This window comes from Acinetobacter sp. YH16031, assembly GCF_013417335.1.
Lineage (GTDB): Bacteria > Pseudomonadota > Gammaproteobacteria > Pseudomonadales > Moraxellaceae > Acinetobacter.
Window position 1 is genome coordinate 1 of the sequence record NZ_VPED01000022.1, and the last position, 17,233, is coordinate 17,233.

General features: G+C 41.2%; 17 protein-coding genes, 1 rRNA gene, 1 pseudogene and 1 riboswitch. Of the genes and pseudogenes, 9 read left to right on the top strand and 10 right to left on the bottom strand.

Going from position 1 to position 17,233, the window contains the following annotated elements; translation table 11 throughout:
- Nucleotides 1-3: 3 nt before the first annotated feature.
- A 5S ribosomal RNA gene (gene rrf / locus FTV31_RS10440) occupies nt 4-118 on the top strand.
- Nucleotides 119-269: 151 nt separating this feature from the next.
- On the opposite strand, the gene FTV31_RS10445 is transcribed toward rrf, so the two are convergent.
- The 6 genes from FTV31_RS10445 to FTV31_RS10470 form a co-directional block, all read right to left on the bottom strand.
- Nucleotides 270-848: a lytic transglycosylase domain-containing protein gene (locus FTV31_RS10445; RefSeq protein WP_166138226.1), complete on the bottom strand. Its 579-nt coding sequence runs from the start codon at nt 846-848 to the stop codon at nt 270-272.
- A 213-nt stretch (nt 849-1,061) separates the two neighbouring features.
- The gene (locus tag FTV31_RS10450; RefSeq protein WP_180014721.1) at nt 1,062-1,550 is read right to left on the bottom strand and encodes a GNAT family N-acetyltransferase; all 489 of its coding nucleotides are present in this window, start codon (nt 1,548-1,550) and stop codon (nt 1,062-1,064) included.
- A 106-nt stretch (nt 1,551-1,656) separates the two neighbouring features.
- Nucleotides 1,657-2,856 (bottom strand): acyl-CoA dehydrogenase family protein, encoded by a 1,200-nt coding sequence (locus FTV31_RS10455; protein WP_180014723.1) that lies wholly within the window; start codon nt 2,854-2,856, stop codon nt 1,657-1,659.
- A 23-nt stretch (nt 2,857-2,879) separates the two neighbouring features.
- Entirely contained in the window at nt 2,880-4,166 is a 1,287-nt protein-coding gene (locus tag FTV31_RS10460) for an acyl-CoA dehydrogenase family protein (RefSeq protein WP_180014779.1), read from the bottom strand.
- Between the two features lie 252 nt (nt 4,167-4,418).
- The gene (locus tag FTV31_RS10465) at nt 4,419-5,792 is read right to left on the bottom strand and encodes an AarF/ABC1/UbiB kinase family protein (RefSeq protein ID WP_005235905.1); all 1,374 of its coding nucleotides are present in this window, start codon (nt 5,790-5,792) and stop codon (nt 4,419-4,421) included.
- Nucleotides 5,793-5,948: 156 nt separating this feature from the next.
- Nucleotides 5,949-6,257, bottom strand: coding sequence for a hypothetical protein (locus FTV31_RS10470; protein WP_166138211.1), 309 nt, complete (start codon nt 6,255-6,257; stop codon nt 5,949-5,951).
- A gap of 202 nt (nt 6,258-6,459) precedes the next feature.
- Here FTV31_RS10470 and FTV31_RS10475 point away from each other — a divergent pair, with 202 nt between their 5' ends.
- From FTV31_RS10475 to FTV31_RS10505, 7 genes and pseudogenes are all read left to right on the top strand, one after another.
- The gene (locus tag FTV31_RS10475) at nt 6,460-6,846 is read left to right on the top strand and encodes a DUF1311 domain-containing protein (RefSeq protein WP_180014725.1); all 387 of its coding nucleotides are present in this window, start codon (nt 6,460-6,462) and stop codon (nt 6,844-6,846) included.
- Between the two features lie 197 nt (nt 6,847-7,043).
- Nucleotides 7,044-8,054, top strand: coding sequence for a 50S ribosomal protein L3 N(5)-glutamine methyltransferase (gene prmB, locus FTV31_RS10480; protein WP_180014727.1), 1,011 nt, complete (start codon nt 7,044-7,046; stop codon nt 8,052-8,054).
- A 12-nt stretch (nt 8,055-8,066) separates the two neighbouring features.
- Complete coding sequence (gene aroC, locus FTV31_RS10485; protein ID WP_180014728.1) at nt 8,067-9,161, top strand: chorismate synthase; 1,095 nt, start codon at nt 8,067-8,069, stop codon at nt 9,159-9,161.
- 64 nt (nt 9,162-9,225) lie between these two features.
- A pseudogene (locus tag FTV31_RS10490) lies at nt 9,226-9,764 on the top strand (GNAT family N-acetyltransferase).
- 52 nt (nt 9,765-9,816) lie between these two features.
- Entirely contained in the window at nt 9,817-10,251 is a 435-nt protein-coding gene (locus tag FTV31_RS10495) for an Imm44 family immunity protein (RefSeq protein ID WP_180014730.1), read from the top strand.
- Between the two features lie 160 nt (nt 10,252-10,411).
- Nucleotides 10,412-11,320: an AEC family transporter gene (locus FTV31_RS10500; protein ID WP_180014732.1), complete on the top strand. Its 909-nt coding sequence runs from the start codon at nt 10,412-10,414 to the stop codon at nt 11,318-11,320.
- A gap of 292 nt (nt 11,321-11,612) precedes the next feature.
- Nucleotides 11,613-11,700: riboswitch (glycine riboswitch) on the top strand.
- 132 nt (nt 11,701-11,832) lie between these two features.
- Entirely contained in the window at nt 11,833-13,077 is a 1,245-nt protein-coding gene (locus FTV31_RS10505; protein WP_180014734.1) for a D-amino acid dehydrogenase, read from the top strand.
- Nucleotides 13,078-13,274: 197 nt separating this feature from the next.
- Here FTV31_RS10505 and FTV31_RS10510 read toward each other — a convergent pair whose 3' ends face one another.
- Nucleotides 13,275-13,928, bottom strand: a complete 654-nt coding sequence (locus tag FTV31_RS10510; protein ID WP_180014736.1) for a hypothetical protein — start codon at nt 13,926-13,928, stop codon at nt 13,275-13,277.
- Nucleotides 13,929-14,027: 99 nt separating this feature from the next.
- Between FTV31_RS10510 and ispF the strand changes: the two genes are divergently transcribed.
- Nucleotides 14,028-14,516 (top strand): 2-C-methyl-D-erythritol 2,4-cyclodiphosphate synthase, encoded by a 489-nt coding sequence (gene ispF / locus FTV31_RS10515; RefSeq protein WP_034171374.1) that lies wholly within the window; start codon nt 14,028-14,030, stop codon nt 14,514-14,516.
- Between the two features lie 2 nt (nt 14,517-14,518).
- Here ispF and FTV31_RS10520 read toward each other — a convergent pair whose 3' ends face one another.
- The 3 genes from FTV31_RS10520 to FTV31_RS10530 all read right to left on the bottom strand — a co-directional run bounded on the left by FTV31_RS10520 (nt 14,519) and on the right by FTV31_RS10530 (nt 17,217).
- Nucleotides 14,519-15,043 (bottom strand): protein tyrosine phosphatase family protein, encoded by a 525-nt coding sequence (locus tag FTV31_RS10520; RefSeq protein ID WP_125278644.1) that lies wholly within the window; start codon nt 15,041-15,043, stop codon nt 14,519-14,521.
- Between the two features lie 64 nt (nt 15,044-15,107).
- Nucleotides 15,108-16,199, bottom strand: a complete 1,092-nt coding sequence (locus tag FTV31_RS10525; RefSeq protein ID WP_125278643.1) for a 3-deoxy-7-phosphoheptulonate synthase — start codon at nt 16,197-16,199, stop codon at nt 15,108-15,110.
- Nucleotides 16,200-16,326: 127 nt separating this feature from the next.
- Nucleotides 16,327-17,217, bottom strand: coding sequence for a sulfite exporter TauE/SafE family protein (locus FTV31_RS10530; protein ID WP_180014737.1), 891 nt, complete (start codon nt 17,215-17,217; stop codon nt 16,327-16,329).
- Nucleotides 17,218-17,233 lie beyond the last annotated feature (16 nt).

The window sequence follows — 17,233 nt, forward strand, 5'->3', positions numbered from 1 at the left end:
TGTGCTGGCGACCATAGCAAGAGTGAACCACCTGATCCCTTCCCGAACTCAGAAGTGAAACCTCTTAGCGCTGATGGTAGTGTGGGGTCTCCCATGTGAGAGTAAGTCATCGCCAGCTCATTATTCCTAAAAGCCCTCTGCATAAGCAGGGGGCTTTTTTTATAGAAAAAATAAAGATGAAATAGAAAAAGGCTTAAATAAATTTAAGCCTTTTTATTTATGGATTAATATTTCTGGAATTCATTTAATTAATCATTAGTACGTTCTAATTACATCGATTTTTTAAGTTGCTTCTGGTGCGTTAAAACTTCTTTTGCATATTTTTTGCCTTGTTTACGCATTTTCCGATCTTTCTCATAGGCAGTAGGGCCTACATTATAATAGCCCAGCGCTTTTTCTAGGCTGCCACTAGATTCCTGATAACGTGACAGAATATAACTCCCACATCCAATATTTATTGCTTCATTAAATAAATCAGGTCCACATGTAGATTGCCAATAACGCGGAACAATTTGCATAAGACCCACAGCACCTGCAGGTGAAGCGACCTGACTGCGATAGGTAGATTCCTGTCGAATCACGGCTGCTACTAGCAAGGGATCTAGACTATGTCTTTCGGCATTTTGAATAATTAAAGGTGAAACGCGAGTAGCAGTTATCGCAGGCACAGCATATGCAGTCTGAATTCCTTGAGACAGTTTAGCAGAGCGTTTTTCTAAGGAATTACCTCCTAGTGAGGAGCAAGCACTTATTAATATTGTACTTAAACCAAGTATCCCAATTTTTAAAGTAGTAGGATTTAAGACCTTTAATAATGAATAGTTTTTGCCAGAAAATTTGCCCAACAACTTTCAGCTTCCCTGTATTTTTAAAATTAGATTGATCTTAGGAAGATGTATGAAAATCGTCAAGAAATTAGATGATTTGTTTACAAAGACAACTTAGATTTTGTTGAATAATGAATTTTTTATGAAGAATTGCTTAAAGAAAAGCCAGTTAACAGTCGAATTTGTATCTCTGGCTTTTCTTTAGAATAAAAGTATCTAGATGTATGAGATGGCTTAGTCTAAAGTCTTTAGCATCCAGATTTCACAAGCTGCACTATGACCCGTATTGCCTTCGGGATGATCGAGATGTTCAAAACCTAATTTTTCGTAAAGCTTCACTGCCTGCCAAAGACTTGCAGTAGTCTCAAGATAGATTCGTTTAAAGTTCTGCTCATGAGCAAAGTCAAAGGTCAGATTTAAAATCTTTTTTGCAAATCCATAACGACGAATAATGGGTAAGAAATACATTTTCTGTATTTCTAGAATACTCTGATCACCCTGTAATGGCGCAATACCTCCGCCACCAAAGACTTGATCCTGCTCATCGATAATGACCCAATAAGCTGCATTTGGCTGCTGATATACTTCATACAGGTTATCCAAAATTGAATCACCGACAGCAAAGCCGGACTCTGCTGCAAGCCCGAATTCTACGGAAACTTCACGAATAATCTTGGCAATTTGAGCATTATCTTGAGGTTGTATAGGACGAATAGAATACATAGGTTATGACATAAAAAAGGATGGAAATTTTATAGTCCGAAAACCATAAAAAATCCATCCTTTTTGTTGATTCATTCTTTAATGAAGCGGTATTTCCAGTTTTTTATTATTTTAATTCACTTGAAGATTTACCTAGTTCACGTCGAGCAATAATCAGTTGCTGGATCTGTTGAGTTCCTTCGAAAATATCCAGAATCTTGGAGTCACGTGCCCATTTTTCTAAAAGTTCTGCCTCGTTATAGCCTATAGATGCTGTTAATTCGACACATTTCAAAGTGATTTCATTCGCGATACGACCCGCCTTGGCTTTAGCAATAGAAGCTTCACGGGAATTAGGCTTACGATTATCCGCCATCCACGCAGCTTTTAACATTAATAAACGGGCAGATTCCCATTCGGCTTCCATACGATAAATCTGCGCTGCAATATTCGATGTTTGTAAGTAAGGTGTATGGTACTCAGAATCTAGCTGATCCTTAAAAATTTCCTTGGTTCTCTCTAAAGAAGCTTTAGAGCAACCAATTGCCATCGCTGCAACGAGTGGGCGGGTATTATCAAAAGTTTCCATGACCCCAGCAAAACCCTTGGCCACATCAATTTCAGCATGTCCAAGCAAATTAGCAGCAGGTATACGACAATCAATAAAACTAATTGCAGCCGTATCCGAGGCTTTAATGCCTAGCTTATGTTCCAGACGCTCGATTTTCATGCCGGGTGTGCCTTTGGGTACGACAAAGGATTTAATTGCAGCACGGCCAAGTTTTTTATCTAAAGTCGCCCAGACCACAACTGCATCTGCACGTTCGCCGGAGGTGACAAAGATTTTCTCACCATTGAGAATATAGGCATCACCATCTTTAATGGCAGTAGTACGAATGGCAGCTGAATCGGATCCACAGCCTGGTTCAGTGATTGCCATCGCTGCCCAGATGCCATGAAAGCGTTGTAACTGTTCATCATTAGCAACAGCAGCAATGGCTGAATTTCCTAGACCTTGACGCGGCATGGATAAAAGCAGTCCGGTATCACCATAACACATTTCGACAATACTAAGTGCTGTCGACATATTGACGCCATTTTTATTGCTTTCATCGCTATCACCGCGTTTATTGACCGCAGCTCCTGCATTCATGCCTTCGCTGCCTTGGTTCATACCATCGACGACAGAGGCAAGCATATCCAACTCTTTCGGATAAGCATGTTCAGCTTTGTCATACTTGCGTGAAATAGGGCGGAGTACATTCAGAGCAACTTCATGTGCCTGATCAATCAGCAATTTGAATTTTTTAGGATTTTGCAAGTTCATTTATTTTTTTCCTTATTCTTTGCTCAGGCATGAAGGCCAGAATGTACGATTGCTGTTGCTCTTAAGTCCCGATACCAGCGTTCTACCGGATGTTCTTTGGTGAAGCCATGTCCGCCGAGAATCTGTACGCCATCTGTGCCAATTTTCATGGATTTTTCTGCACAGAGCAGACGGGCCAGATAAGCTTCTCGATGAAAATCCTGCCCGGATTCTGCCAGACTGGCGGCATTCAGGATCAGCATTTGCATGGCATCAATTTCAATCGCCATATCTGCAATCATAAAAGCTACACTTTGCCGATGGGAAATTGGTTCACCAAAGGCTGTGCGTTCATTGGCATATTGCACACAGTATTTTTTAACCGCTTCACAGGTACCGACCGCCATGGCACACCACATTAAATTGCCCAGATCAAGAAAAGCGGTGTAATCAAAATCGTCATCTCCCAAGCGTTGTGCCGGTGTGTTATTAAATTTGAGATTCACAGTTTGAGTGGCTTTCAAGCCCATAGCCGGAGATTTTTGTGCAGTAATGGTATTATTGCGTTGCACAATAAACACTTCGGTTTTGCCATTCAGATCTGCACTGACCAGATAGATATCAGCAGTTTCTCCGAGCATCACCAAGGTTTTTTCACCATTAATTAAATAGTGATCTCCATTCGAGGTTGCTTTAGTTTTTAACTGATAAGGATTAAAGGCAGCTGTTGCTTCCTGTACTGCGAAGGTGGCTTTAAGATGCGGATCATCGGCAAATGCAGTCAAATACTCAGTCTGAACCTGTTCTGAACCCCAACGGGTAATCGCATTAATCACACTAAAGGTAGAAAGCAGACCAGCAGTCAGACTGAAATCACCTTGAGCCAACTGTTGAGCCATCAGGACATTGCTGACGATATTCTGTTCTGCAGCTACACCACCTAAAGCTTCAGGCAGCGCATAAAAATTAAGACCCAGATCAGTTGAATATTGCCAGAGTTCCTTTGGGAAGATTTCATGATGATCTGCATCATGTGCCAAAGGATAAAGGACTTCACTGGCAAACTGCTGCATCGCCTCACAGGTCATTTGCTGTTCTTCAGTCAGATTCAGATCGAACAGGGATTTAGACTGATGTGGCAAACGTTGTCTTTGAATTTTCTGACCAGATTTCAGAATTTTCTGAGTCTGGCTGAGTGTTTTAAAACCTGCTTTGGAGCTTTGATAAAGCGATTTTTCTAAAAATTTACGCAGCTTTAATTGGTCGAGTAAATCACTTCCTGCCACTTTGGTCAGGATGGACAAGCCAAATCCTTGTGCTTTGTTCACCATATTGTTCATTCTAATTATCCTACGGGGTGTTATCTTATCTGCCTGATGTTGACATGCAGCTCTAGAAAAAACCATGTCATCAATGACATGATTCATTGTCAATTTATAATTAAAATAAAGAGGGGATTTAAAAATTTAAGATATTGAAAATAAATAGAAAAATAAAATAAGAAAAATTTGGTTTTGATCAAAAATTGACCCGAATGACAAAATCATCCGGGTCTTATATAAGGCTAATAATAACTTAGTCGATTAGAGATGACGTTTAATCATTGCACGTACATTAGTTTTCGCATCAATCACTGTCATGAAGGTATAAGCGCCGATGAACTTACGGCTGATAAACATAAATTCTTTAGGCGGTACACTGAAATAACGTGAAGCCATGGATTTAGAAGCTTGCTGCATTACCCGGCTATGAAGCTGGCTTTTTTTCCAGTTATAGCGGTCATGTTCATCCATCACGCCTGGAGGCAGGTCTTTATTGTTCATTGGCGAGCTGAAGGCTTCTGTGGCTAACAGGAAGACTTTCGCCATATCCGGTTTGATGCTAGGCGGAATAGAATCAAAGAATTCATAACCGGTCATGGCTTTCACCATCATGTCTGAATCATGATGATAACCGGCCTGGATCAGGTTACGCGCTACATTGAGTAGATGCTGGTCAAATTGACGGATTGCACCGAAGTCGAGAAGCACAATCTTGTCCTGAATATTTTCGCCATCCCCTAGACGTACCAAATAATTGCCGAAATTCGGGTCAGTCTGCATCTCACCCCATTCAAAAATCTCACGTACTGCGATTTCAAGGGAAGCCTCACCCAGTTTATTACGACGTTCCTGTGGTAGAGACAGCATTACTGGACTATTGATGGGTACACCACGTTCAAAGGTCATACACAGAACACGGTCAGTACAATAGTTATCGATGATGGTCGGTACGATATATCGTGGATCATTTTGCAGACGTTTACAGAAACGACGGGTCGTATCCGCCTCAATTTTATAATTGACCTCACGATGCATCATCTCACGAACTTCATCGAACCATTGATCGAATTCACGGGTTTGCGGCACCATACGGGTCAATTTGAGCATGTTCTTAAACAGGCTCATATCAGAATCAATAGCTTCAGCTACACCAGGGTACTGGATTTTAAGCACCAGCTCCATACCGTCTGACTTACGCACCGCACGATGCACCTGAGCCAAAGAGGCGGTACCTAAGGGCTCATGATCAACTGTCAGATCATCTAGCTTGGAACCTAATTGCTGCTGTAATTGGGCTTTGATCGCCGGCCAAGCCAAAGCGACTGTTTTATTATTTAAAGTATTTAAGGCTTGAGTAACTTCTTCTGGCAGAAAATGTTCGCCATACAGGGCCATCATCTGGCCAATTTTGACAATTGAACCTTTAAGCTTGCCAATTTCTGCAACCAGATAATCGGCCTGTTCTTTCATGGCTTTTTTGCGTCTCCTTTCTTTTTCTTCTTCACTCGAGAACATAGAACCCGCACTGGATGCTGCCCAGCGCGTACCTGCCAGCAAAGATGCCTTTGCGATCGATAAGCGTCGATCCATTGAGGAAGTTTTCAATTGTTTAAGCTTATCGTTCTGATCTGACATGTAAACTCAATCCTTTTATCAGCATAAAGCGGAATAAATCATTGTAGTGGATATTACCGTGTCTGCACGTATTAAAAAAGTTTAAGCCGCTGAATTCACGGTGAAAATCTCGGCAAGAGCATATCGCTTGCCGTTTTGACCAGTGTAGGGTGAATATTATGACATTTGAAATTGAATTTTTAATTCAGATCGTTGTTGTAACTGTTGTTTATTTGTTTGAATATGTTGATGAATTAGGTTCTGGACTGTTTCATGCATAAAACCCAGCGCATAACCCTTCACAATAATGATGCTTGGCAAACTGAAAAACAGGTATTTGGCATCTTCCAAAGTCGCACTATTAAATACACCTTGCTGCATTAACGTGGTCTGTAAAAATACCTTTTCCTGCTGCACCTGACTGGATAACTGGTCATTCCAGTAGTTCTGGCGCATGGCCATAAGATTGTTGTGCTTATAGCTCATAAGATCTGGGCTCGTTTGGACATCATTGCCGAATTATATGCGGCCATAAAATCAAGTTTCAACCAAAGAACTGTGACATCTTTTTAAGCGAGAAAAATATAGGATTTTATCGAGGACTAAGTTAGTATCAGGCAATAATTTAAACAAGATTCATTATTCAATATTGATTGGAAACAAGCCAGTTTTTGGTAAAGGGGATATTATGCGTTTTGCATGTTTATTAATGGCAGGTTGTTTGGGGACGGTGGCATTACAAGTTCAGGCGGCTACAGGTTATTCTCAGGAATATCTCCAGTGCATGAACTTTAGTTATGGCAATACAGCTAAACTGCAAAAATGTGTGAAAAAAGAATTAAAAGCACAGAATAAACGTCTGAAGAAAAACTATAAGACTTATCTGGAATTGAATGCTGGCTATCGTAATAATATTCGTGATCAGCATACAGTGTGGCAACGTAAACTATCACAGCAATGCAAGCTGACCATGAATACCCAATATGCCCAGATTAAACAGGGTCAATGTGCGCTAGAGATAGTAAAAGATCAGGCGAATTTGTATCAATCGCGTTCTTATCATGCCGGTGCTTAAATTGATTTTAAGTTAATAAATCCTTCTGGAAATAGCGATAAATCTTAAAAAGCAGGATTCTAATCTGTCTGAAATCCAGAAGATCTGTCATTGATAAACCATGGAGAATTCGGGTTTTTCATGGTTTTGGCATTATAAAAGACCTCAAAACAAGGTATCATAAGGCGTTTTAAAAAATGACCTTGGAGACGCCTTAAGTGGATCGACCGACTATTAGCCCTGAACATTTGCAGGAAGCCGCTGAAAATTTAACTACCATTCGTGATTTTATTCGTTTTGGAGTTACAGCATTACGTCAATACGATGCGCACTTAGGTCAAGGTACAGAAGATTATTTTGCTGAAAGTTCAGCGCTCGTTCTACAAACCTTGTCACTGGACTGGAATGCAGATCCTGAAATTCTGGACTCTAAATTATTGCCAAGCGAAGTGGCTGAGTTCTTGAACTTGCTGGAACGCCGTATTAATGAACGTGTTCCAACCTCTTATTTATTGAATCTGGCTTATTTCTTCGGCAAGCCATTCTATGTTGATGAGCGTGTTCTGATTCCACGTTCGCCAATTGTTGAGCTGATTGAAAACCGCTTTGCTCCTTATTGCCTGACTGAAAATGGTGAAATGGGCGCAGCAGTAAATAACCTGCCAGAAAACCCGAATCCAAAAACTCCACAACGCATTCTGGATATGTGTACCGGTTCTGGCTGTATCGCGATTGCATTGGCCTATGCTTTCCCGGATTCAGAAGTGGATGCAACCGATATTTCTAAAGAAGCTTTGGAAGTGGCGCAGATTAACTGTGAACATCACAGTAAGCAGTACCAAGTAGCGTTACTTGAATCTGATCTGTTCGCTAAAATTCCAGCTGAAAACCAATATGATCTAATCGTATCTAATCCTCCATATGTCGATGCAGAGGATATGGCTGATCTTCCTGATGAATTCCATCATGAGCCAGAACTGGCATTGGCTGCTGGTCAAGACGGTCTGGATCTAGTTCGCAAGATGCTGGCTCAAGCAGCTGATTATCTGACTGAAGACGGTTTAATCGTGATTGAAGTGGGTAACTCTGAATGGGCGATGAAGCAAAACTTCAATACCGTTGATTTCCACTGGTTGCAGTTCCAACGTGGTGGTTCAGGTATCTTTGCACTGACTGCAGCCCAATGCCGTCAATATCGTGATTTATTCATTCAAACTGTTAATTCATAAGGAGTCGTTGACATGGCAGGTAATAGTATAGGGCAACTCTTCCGTGTAACGACTTGTGGTGAATCTCATGGTGTTGGCTTAATGGCCATTATTGATGGGGTTCCACCAGGGATTAAACTGTCTGAAGCCGATTTGCAAAAGGATCTGGACCGTCGTAAGCCGGGTACATCGAAATTTGCAACACAGCGTAAAGAACCAGATGAAGTTGAAATTATTTCAGGTGTGTTTGAGGGTAAAACCACCGGAACTTCAATCGGTCTTTTAATCCGCAATACGGATCAGAAATCGAAAGATTATGGCAATATCGCGCAAACTTTCCGCCCGGGTCATGCAGATTATACCTATACCCAGAAGTATGGTTTCCGTGATTATCGTGGTGGTGGGCGTTCAAGTGCGCGAGAAACTGCGATGCGTGTTGCAGCGGGCGCGATTGCCAAGAAATTCCTGTTTGAAAAATTCGGTATTGAAATCCGTGGTCATGTGACTCAGATCGGTACTGAAAAAGCAGAAAAACTGGACTGGAATGAAGTTCCAAATAACCCGTTCTTCTGTGGTGATGTCGATGCCGTTCCACGTTTTGAAGCACTCGTGACTTCATTACGTGAACAGGGCACAAGTTGTGGCGCACGCCTTGAGATCATTGCTTCTAAAGTGCCAGTGGGTTGGGGTGAACCAGTATTTGATCGTTTAGATGCTGATATTGCCCATGCCATGATGTCGATTAATGCTGTTAAAGGTGTCGAAATCGGTGATGGGTTTAGTGTCGCTGAGCAGTTCGGTCATGAAACCCGTGATGAACTCACAACAGATGGCTTCCTGGCGAACCATGCTGGCGGTATCTTGGGTGGTATTTCTAGCGGTCAGGATATTCGTGTTTCGATTGCGTTGAAACCAACGGCTTCCATCACAACTCCGGGTAAAACCATTACCATTAATCGTGAAGATACGGATGTCCTGACCAAAGGCCGTCATGATCCTTGCGTGGGTGTACGTGCAACCCCAATTGCTGAAGCGATGCTAGCAATTGTTTTGATGGATCACTTCATGCGCCATCGTGCACAAAATGCCGATGTCGTTGCGCCGTTTGAGCCAATTGAACCTAAATAATTTGCTTTATAGAAGCAAATGAAATTAAAGTCAGGCTTCGGTCTGGCTTTTTTATATTTATAAAATGAAAAATAACAATATTCGTTTAGCCCAAGCTACGGACATTCAAAGCATTGTTAAGTTGATCAATACAGCTTATCGATCTAATTTGGGCTGGACGCATGAACATGACATTTTTTTAGGTGATCGAATTAATGAGGCTCAGTTAAGTGAGCTTTTAGCACGGCCTGATGTTGAACTTTATGTCTTGGAAAATGATGATCAACTGGTGGGTTGCATTGGTTTGACACACTTCCCAGATTGTTTTGAAATCGGCAGTTTTGCTATTGACCTAGTCCGGCAAAATTCAGGTTATGGTCGAATATTGTTAGAATTCGCTGAGCAATACTCTAGAGAAAAAATACCTTTCAAAAAACTTAGAATGTCTGTTCTTAATGTTCGTATTGAATTAATCGCGTATTATGAGCGTCGTGGTTATCACCAAACCGGCGAAACAGACAGTTAGACAGTTATCCACTGGATGCAGATGTTGGACAGCCTTTAGTAGATTTAAATCTGGTGATTTTAGAAAAGAGTCTCGAAAAGATTGATGAAGTTATTTGAATCTATGTTTGATTCTAAGTGTGTTTAATAAGAATAATGACAGGATGTATGAATGGAAGTATGGTTAAGTGCTGAATTAAGTAGGGAAGTGTTAACAGAAGATCATCTTGATCTCGAAAATAAAGCACGTAACGCAGTAGAAAATGCCTTAAATGCTCAACTACAAAATAAGTCGTATGATATTCCGATAGATAAATGGAAGTGCATTGAAATTATAATGGGAAATGATAGTTTTGATGAACGTATTTTTTATTCATTTAAACGTAGAAATATGGATTTCCGTTTAAGGATTGATCCAACAACTTTTAAGGCAACAGATGATTTAGGCCGAGAGAAACTTATTTTTAGGATGCTCTTAAGAAGCCTAGATTTGTTAAAAGTTAAATTTAAAAAACTTCATCCAAAACTTGATGTCAAAGTTTTTGATGAGTTAGAAAGGCTTAAAGTTGATGTATTAAATATTGCAAAAGATGAAAGTTGGATTTAAAGCGTATTTTAATTAAAGCCAGCCAGAGTGTTTTTTATTTATTATCCATTGAATTTTCCACTATTTTTATCCTGAAACGAGTCGCTTGTTGTATCCTTGCTCATTGACAGGCAATTGAATTGGATGCGATTGCCGCAAAACCCATACCATGAGTTGTTCAATGTTTCAGACTATCTTCACTGTACTGTTTCCGCTTATTGGCCTGATTACTTTGGGCTATGTATTAAAACAAAGGAAATGGCTGGAAGATAGTTTCTGGCGTGGGGCAGAAAAACTCAATTATTTTGTCCTGTTTCCAGTCATGCTGTTTTTAAATCTGGCCGTAGCCAAGATTGAAATGGCAGTCATCAAAGATGTGGTTTTGGTGGTCTTTAGCCTTATGGCGGTGGTCAGTATTGTTCTATATATGCTGCGCAAGATTTATCAGATTGGCTATGCACGCTTTGGGGTTTATGTACAGGCACTTCTGCGCTTTAACACCTATATCGGACTTGCAGCAGTAAATGCTTTATTTCATCAGCAGGGCATGACCATTTTCGCTGTAGTGATGGTGTTATGTATTCCACTGGTCAATATCTTATCTGTACTGGCCTTTACCCGTAGTTCAGATATGCAGATTTTCAAAATTCTGGTTGATCTGTTAAAGAACCCTTTAATTCTAGGTTCTCTTGTTGGAGGGTTATTTAATCTTTCAGGCTTATCACTCTGGGCTGGGTTTGAATTATTCTTAAAACAGATTGCCTTATGCAGTTTGCCGCTTGGCTTGATGTGTGTGGGGGCTGCTTTACAATTCCAGGGCTTCCAGCGGGATATCTTCCCATTAGGTCTGGCGACTTTTGGGCGTTTATTAGGAATGCCGCTTGCTGCTTTCTTTGTCTGCCAATTATTTGATATTGATCCTTTAACCACCCAGGTACTGGTGTTGTTTTTTGCTTTACCTACTGCTTCAGCTTCCTATGTACTGACGCGTGTCTATGGCGGAGATAGCCAGTTCATGGCCAGTATTATCAGTATGCAAACAGTAGTCGCGGCAGGATCTCTCATGCTGATTCTTTCCTGGTTAATTTAATTTTAGGATCTGAGAGTCGATCATAGATTGAGAGTATTCTCGTAAATCAATCCTGTAAATAGCCTAAGCAAATATTAACTCTATTGCTTTTCTTAAATGCCTTTCATTGGAGCATAACGAAGGAAAATGAAGCAAAAATCAAAATTAAAAACTTAAAATTCATTTGAAATAGATAGTGTTATTTCTTCTAAATTTATTGCAAGTATCGTTACCACTTAAATCACGTGAATTAACATAAATAAAAAACTGTAGCCCCCGATAAGATGGTATATAAATTGCTCAGGATAATAAAAATATTATTGCAGGAGAGAAATGCTACTGCATTCGCCGAAGGAGCAAGGTCCCAGGAAACTCTCAGGCAAAAGGACTGCAATAATATATTAAACTCTGGAGAGAAGTGTTGAATCACTCACCGAAGGGGGAAGGTTGCTGCATACAGCTATGATGTAGTCACCGAAGCTCTCAGGTACACATGACAGATGGGAAAGACATCATATATTGAGGAGGTGTCTATGCGTCATGTTATTGTGGTGGGGGCAGGCATTACCGGTGTAACAACAGCTTATGAGCTCGCTTTACTCGGTTATCAGGTCACGGTGGTTGACCGTCATCTTTATCCCGCGATGGAAACCTCTTTTGCTAATGGCGGGCAACTTTCTGCCTGTAATGCAGAGGTCTGGAATCAAAAAGCGACCGTGTTGAAAGGCATCAAGTGGATGTCACAAAAAACCGCACCACTATTGCTTAATCCTTCTTTTAGTCTGCATAAATATAGCTGGCTGATGGAATTTCTAGGTTATATTAAAAATTATGAGGCCAATACCCGGGAAACGGTAAGACTCGCGTTACTGGCCAGAAAACGCCTATTTGAAATCGCCGAAATTGAGCAAATTGATTTTGATCTGGAAAAGCGCGGGATTCTGCATTTTTATCATAATAAAGCTGATTATGATGTCGCGATTAAGGTCAATGATCTCCTATGCAGTGGTGGTCTGGAACGTAATGCAATTACCAATGAGGAAATCAAGCAGATTGAACCTGCATTAACTGGGGATTATTACGCGGGGTTTTATTGCCAGAGTGATGCGACTGGAGATATTCATAAATTCAGTACTGGACTGGCAAATGCCTGTATGAAAAAAGGGGTGAACTTCGAATTTGGTCAGGATGTATTTGCGGTCGATCACCAAGCACAGCATATTACGGTTAAATGCAGACCAAGCCCTGAAAATGTGCGTGCCAATGCTGAAGATGTGCTCGAGATTCAGGCAGATGCCATTGTGGTATGTGCCGGTGTCAGTAGTTATCAGTTGGCAGATCTGTTGGGTGAGCGGGTGAATGTCTATCCGGTGAAAGGCTATTCAATTACGGTACAGCTGAATGATGAGCGAAGCCAGCAAAATGCTCCTTGGGTCAGTCTGCTCGATGAGAGTGCCAAGATCGTCTTGTCACGTTTAGGTAAAGACCGCTTACGTGTTGCAGGAACCGCGGAATTTAATGGCTATAATCGGGATATTCGCGTTGACCGGATTCAGCCTTTAATTGACTGGACACAACGCAATTTCGATCTGTGTACTGAACATGTGGTTCCATGGGCAGGTCTGCGTCCTATGATGCCGAACATGATGCCAGTGGTGCGCCGTGGTAGACAGGAACGTGTCTTTTATAACACCGGCCATGGACATTTAGGCTGGACACTATCAGCAGCAACCGCAGCGATGATCAGTCAGGAAATAGCTCAGCATTATCCGGCATAAGTAAATAGCCCGCTTGCGGGCTATTTTGAAGATATTAAAAAATGATCATTTATTAATTAAGTTCCTTCTATCTAAGGAAGAAGGTTAGGGTAAAGGAAATCTTTATAAAAACCTCTCCTATAAGGAGAGGGAATTTCTAGGTTAAATTTTTAAATATATATTTAGACCATTGATAGATAAAAATAAAAGTCGGCTGTTTAATCATATAAACGATAAATACCACTAAAACGTTCACAACCCTTTTGCTCAGTACTGACCGTCAAGATTGCCTTGCTATAGTTAAAGTTATATTTGCAGTCATGCTCATTATCCGTAATCTGGCTTTTAGTTTCCGTCGTGGTATAGGCCAAAAAAGGAATGGTCTGGGTTTCTGCACGATTGTTCGGATTGCGGTAGGCGGTCCCTTCAATTTTGATGCGGTCTTTCGTCAGCTGATGAATCTTCAGATGGATGGGCTGTTTGGCCATTTGTCCTTGTTCAAACTTGAGATAGTGCTGAGTCAGGCTCTGATTCAAAGAAATATAAATATTGAGGTCATCCAGACGCTGGTCAAATTGCTGTTTAAAACAGTCCAGTGTCTTACATTGCTGTAAGCGTGTACTCCATAGTTGCTGAGTATCTTGCAACAAGCGAACAGGCGCATCTGTAATCAGAAAGGCGGTAAAATATTGATCAGTCAGTTTTTCACGCGGTTCATCCAGAGAGGCTGAGCAGATCTTTTTCATGGCTGCGTTATTGTTATGATGACTGCTACAGTCTAGCGATTCAGCATGAATGCTGCTAGCAAAAAGGCCTGTCCCGAGTAAAAGTCCCATTATTTTCATCATATTTATATCAGTTTTCAGTAGCATGATCGCTTATACTTTCACTGTGTTACGCTAGGTCTAACTATAGCGAAATAGAAACGTCGTGTACAAGATTTCAATCAGTTATTTCTAAAGGATATAAAAGTGATTGCACAAATTCGTATTGGTCAGGGACTGGATGTACATGCATTTGAAGAAGGTGATTTTGTCACTCTGGCAGGTATTCAGATTCCACATACGCATGGCTTGAAAGCACACTCTGATGGTGATGTGGTTTTGCATGCACTCTGTGATGCTTTGCTAGGGGCTTTAGCACTGGGCGATATTGGCCAGCATTTTCCAGATACCGATCCGCAGTTTAAAGGTGCAGACAGCAAGGTTTTATTAAAGCATGTCTATCAGCTGATACTGGATCGTGGTTATCGCCTGAATAATGCCGATATTACGGTGGCCTGTGAACGTCCAAAGCTGGCTAAACATAATCTGGAAATGCGTCAGAGCATTGCCGATGTTCTGGATGTGGATGTGACTCAAATCAGTATTAAAGCCACAACCACTGAAAAATTAGGATTTACTGGTCGTCAGGAAGGTATTCTGTCTATGGCAACTGTTCTGATCAGTCATTACAAATAACATCAACCGAAGTTATTAGGATGAATCAGGGATAATTCCAGTTCCTGTGTTGCTTTACGGCCTTGCAGCTGTAGGGCAACCGCATGAATTAAACCGGTCCAGGTTTCATTCGGTTCCCAGAGCTGATGCAGATATTCCTGTGCAGTCGGCATGTCCATATCCATATAGTATTGTCGATATAAATACATCAGGCAGCTGACATGATAATTCTGCGTACAATGTACCCAGACCATTTGTTCTTTGACCAGATGATCAATCAGATCCAGTACCAGCAGGCATTGGCTATCCGAAGGGGTTTCCCAGGAGATCGGCAACTGGATATAGTTCAGGCCAAGATCAAGACAAATTTTATCTTCATGTAACAGATGATGATCGCTATCTGTTAATGCCACATTGATTACGGTGGATACGCCGTATTCTTTAATCAACCTCAGTTGTTCAGTTGTCGGCTGACCAGAGCTGAACAGATGGTCATGGATGAACTGAAAATTTTCAATTTGACTTAATGCAGTTTCAATTTCATTCATCAGATAAAATTTTCCTTGTTCAGAAATGAAAACGCCATCTTGTCGATGGCGTTTGTCAGTTCGTTTAACGATTAGGTAAAACGTCCTTCAATGCCTCATGCATGTCAAGCAACACTTTTTCTGTGGTCTCCCAATCGATACAGCCATCAGTCACTGATTTTCCATATTCCAGATCACAAAGATTGGCAGGAATATCCTGACGGCCACCTTTCAGGTGACTTTCTACCATAATACCAACAATTGACTTGTTTCCATCAAGAATTTGTTCAGTAATATTTTTTAAGACAAGCGGTTGTAAGTACGGGTCTTTATTTGAGTTTGCGTGGCTGGCATCAATCATGATCTTGCCGCTGACTTTGGCTTTCGCAAGCGCTGCCTCAGCATCTGCAACTGAACCTGCATCGTAGTTAGGTTTGCCATTACCGCCACGTAGAACCACGTGTGCATATGGATTCCCTGAAGTACGAATCACCGCAACCTGACCTTGGTCATTTAGACCCAGGAAGCTGTGACCATGTTTAACAGATTGCATTGCATTGGTCGCAACAGTTAAGCCGCCGTCTGTACCATTTTTGAAGCCGACTGGTGAAGACAGGCCAGAAGACATTTCACGGTGAGTTTGGCTCTCGGTAGTACGTGCACCGATCGCTGACCATGAAATTAAATCCTGATAGTACTGTGGAGAGTTTGGATCCAGTGCTTCTGTTGCACATGGCAGGCCAAGTTCATTCAGCTCCAGTAACAGTTTACGACCGATACGCAGACCTTTCTCAATATTGAAAGAGTCATTCATATCAGGGTCATTGATCAGACCTTTCCAGCCTACAGTTGTACGCGGTTTTTCAAAATAAACACGCATTACGATATACAGGCTATCTTTTACTTTTTCGCTTAAAGCTTTTAAACGTTCAGCATATTCATGCGCAGCCGCTGGATCATGAATTGAACATGGACCAATCACTACAAAAATACGCTTATCCTTGCCATCCAGGATATTACGAATCGTTTCACGACCATGCAGTACGGTTTGATAAGCAGTTTCAGTCAAAGGTAACTCTGCTTTCAACTGAGCAGGTGTTACCAAAGGAATCATGCTTTGGATATTCACGTCATCAATATCTGATGCTGAAATAGGTTTTGACTGTAGTGTATTCATTGCCGTCACTGGTTTGATCATACAAAAGGTTGTTTAATAGCCTGAATATAACATGAATGATGCGTCACTTTGTTATAAAAAAGATGAATACTTCTTTGAAAAAAAAGTGATGAATCCATGATTTAGTTTAAACAGCAGGAGCTTTTTCTGCTGTTGTTATCAATTCAGGTTGGGCGGATTGTACCGGTTTTGACTTGACTGGATTCACAATAAAATTCACGCCAAGACAGAACAGGGTAATCCCAAGAATTTTACGGATAATTTTCTCTGGCATACGTGAACTGATCAACGTACCAATCACAATCGCTGGAATAGAACCGCAAAGTAACCAGCCTAATAAAGTAAAGTCTACATTACCTGCACTCATATGGCCCAGACCTGCGACTAAAGTTAGAAGTACGGCATGTACCACATCCGAACCGATAATACGGATCATTGGCAGATTTGGGAACATCAGGATCAAGGCCATAATACCGAAAGCACCGGCACCGACAGATGACAGGGTCACAAACACGCCCAGTACAATACCCATGATCACGATCAAGACACGTTTATTGCCAGATTTAAAGTCAACTTTGTCTAAATCCTGAGTCATGTCAGGTAGTTCTTGTTTGCGGTATTTATTAAAGAACTTTTCAATAGAATTGCGGAATACAATAGATGCACCAGTAAGGGTCAGCATAAAGCCCAATACCATGGTCAGTGTCGCTTTATAATGTGTCGATTGACTGAGGTAATTCTCAAGGATCCAATGGGTCGCAAATGAGGCAGGGATACTACCGATGGCCAGCCAGATCACAATGGGCCAGACAATATTCATTTTCTTGGCATGAACCAATGAACCACAGAATTTAGAAATTGCGGCATAAAGAAGGTCTGTACCAATCGCGATATGCGGTTCAACCCGAAGCAGTGTAATCAGGATTGGGGTCATCAATGAACCGCCACCGACGCCGGTAATCCCCACACAGAAACCAACCAATACACCTGCTAAAATAAATTCAATCGGACCAAACATGCATATATGCCAAAAT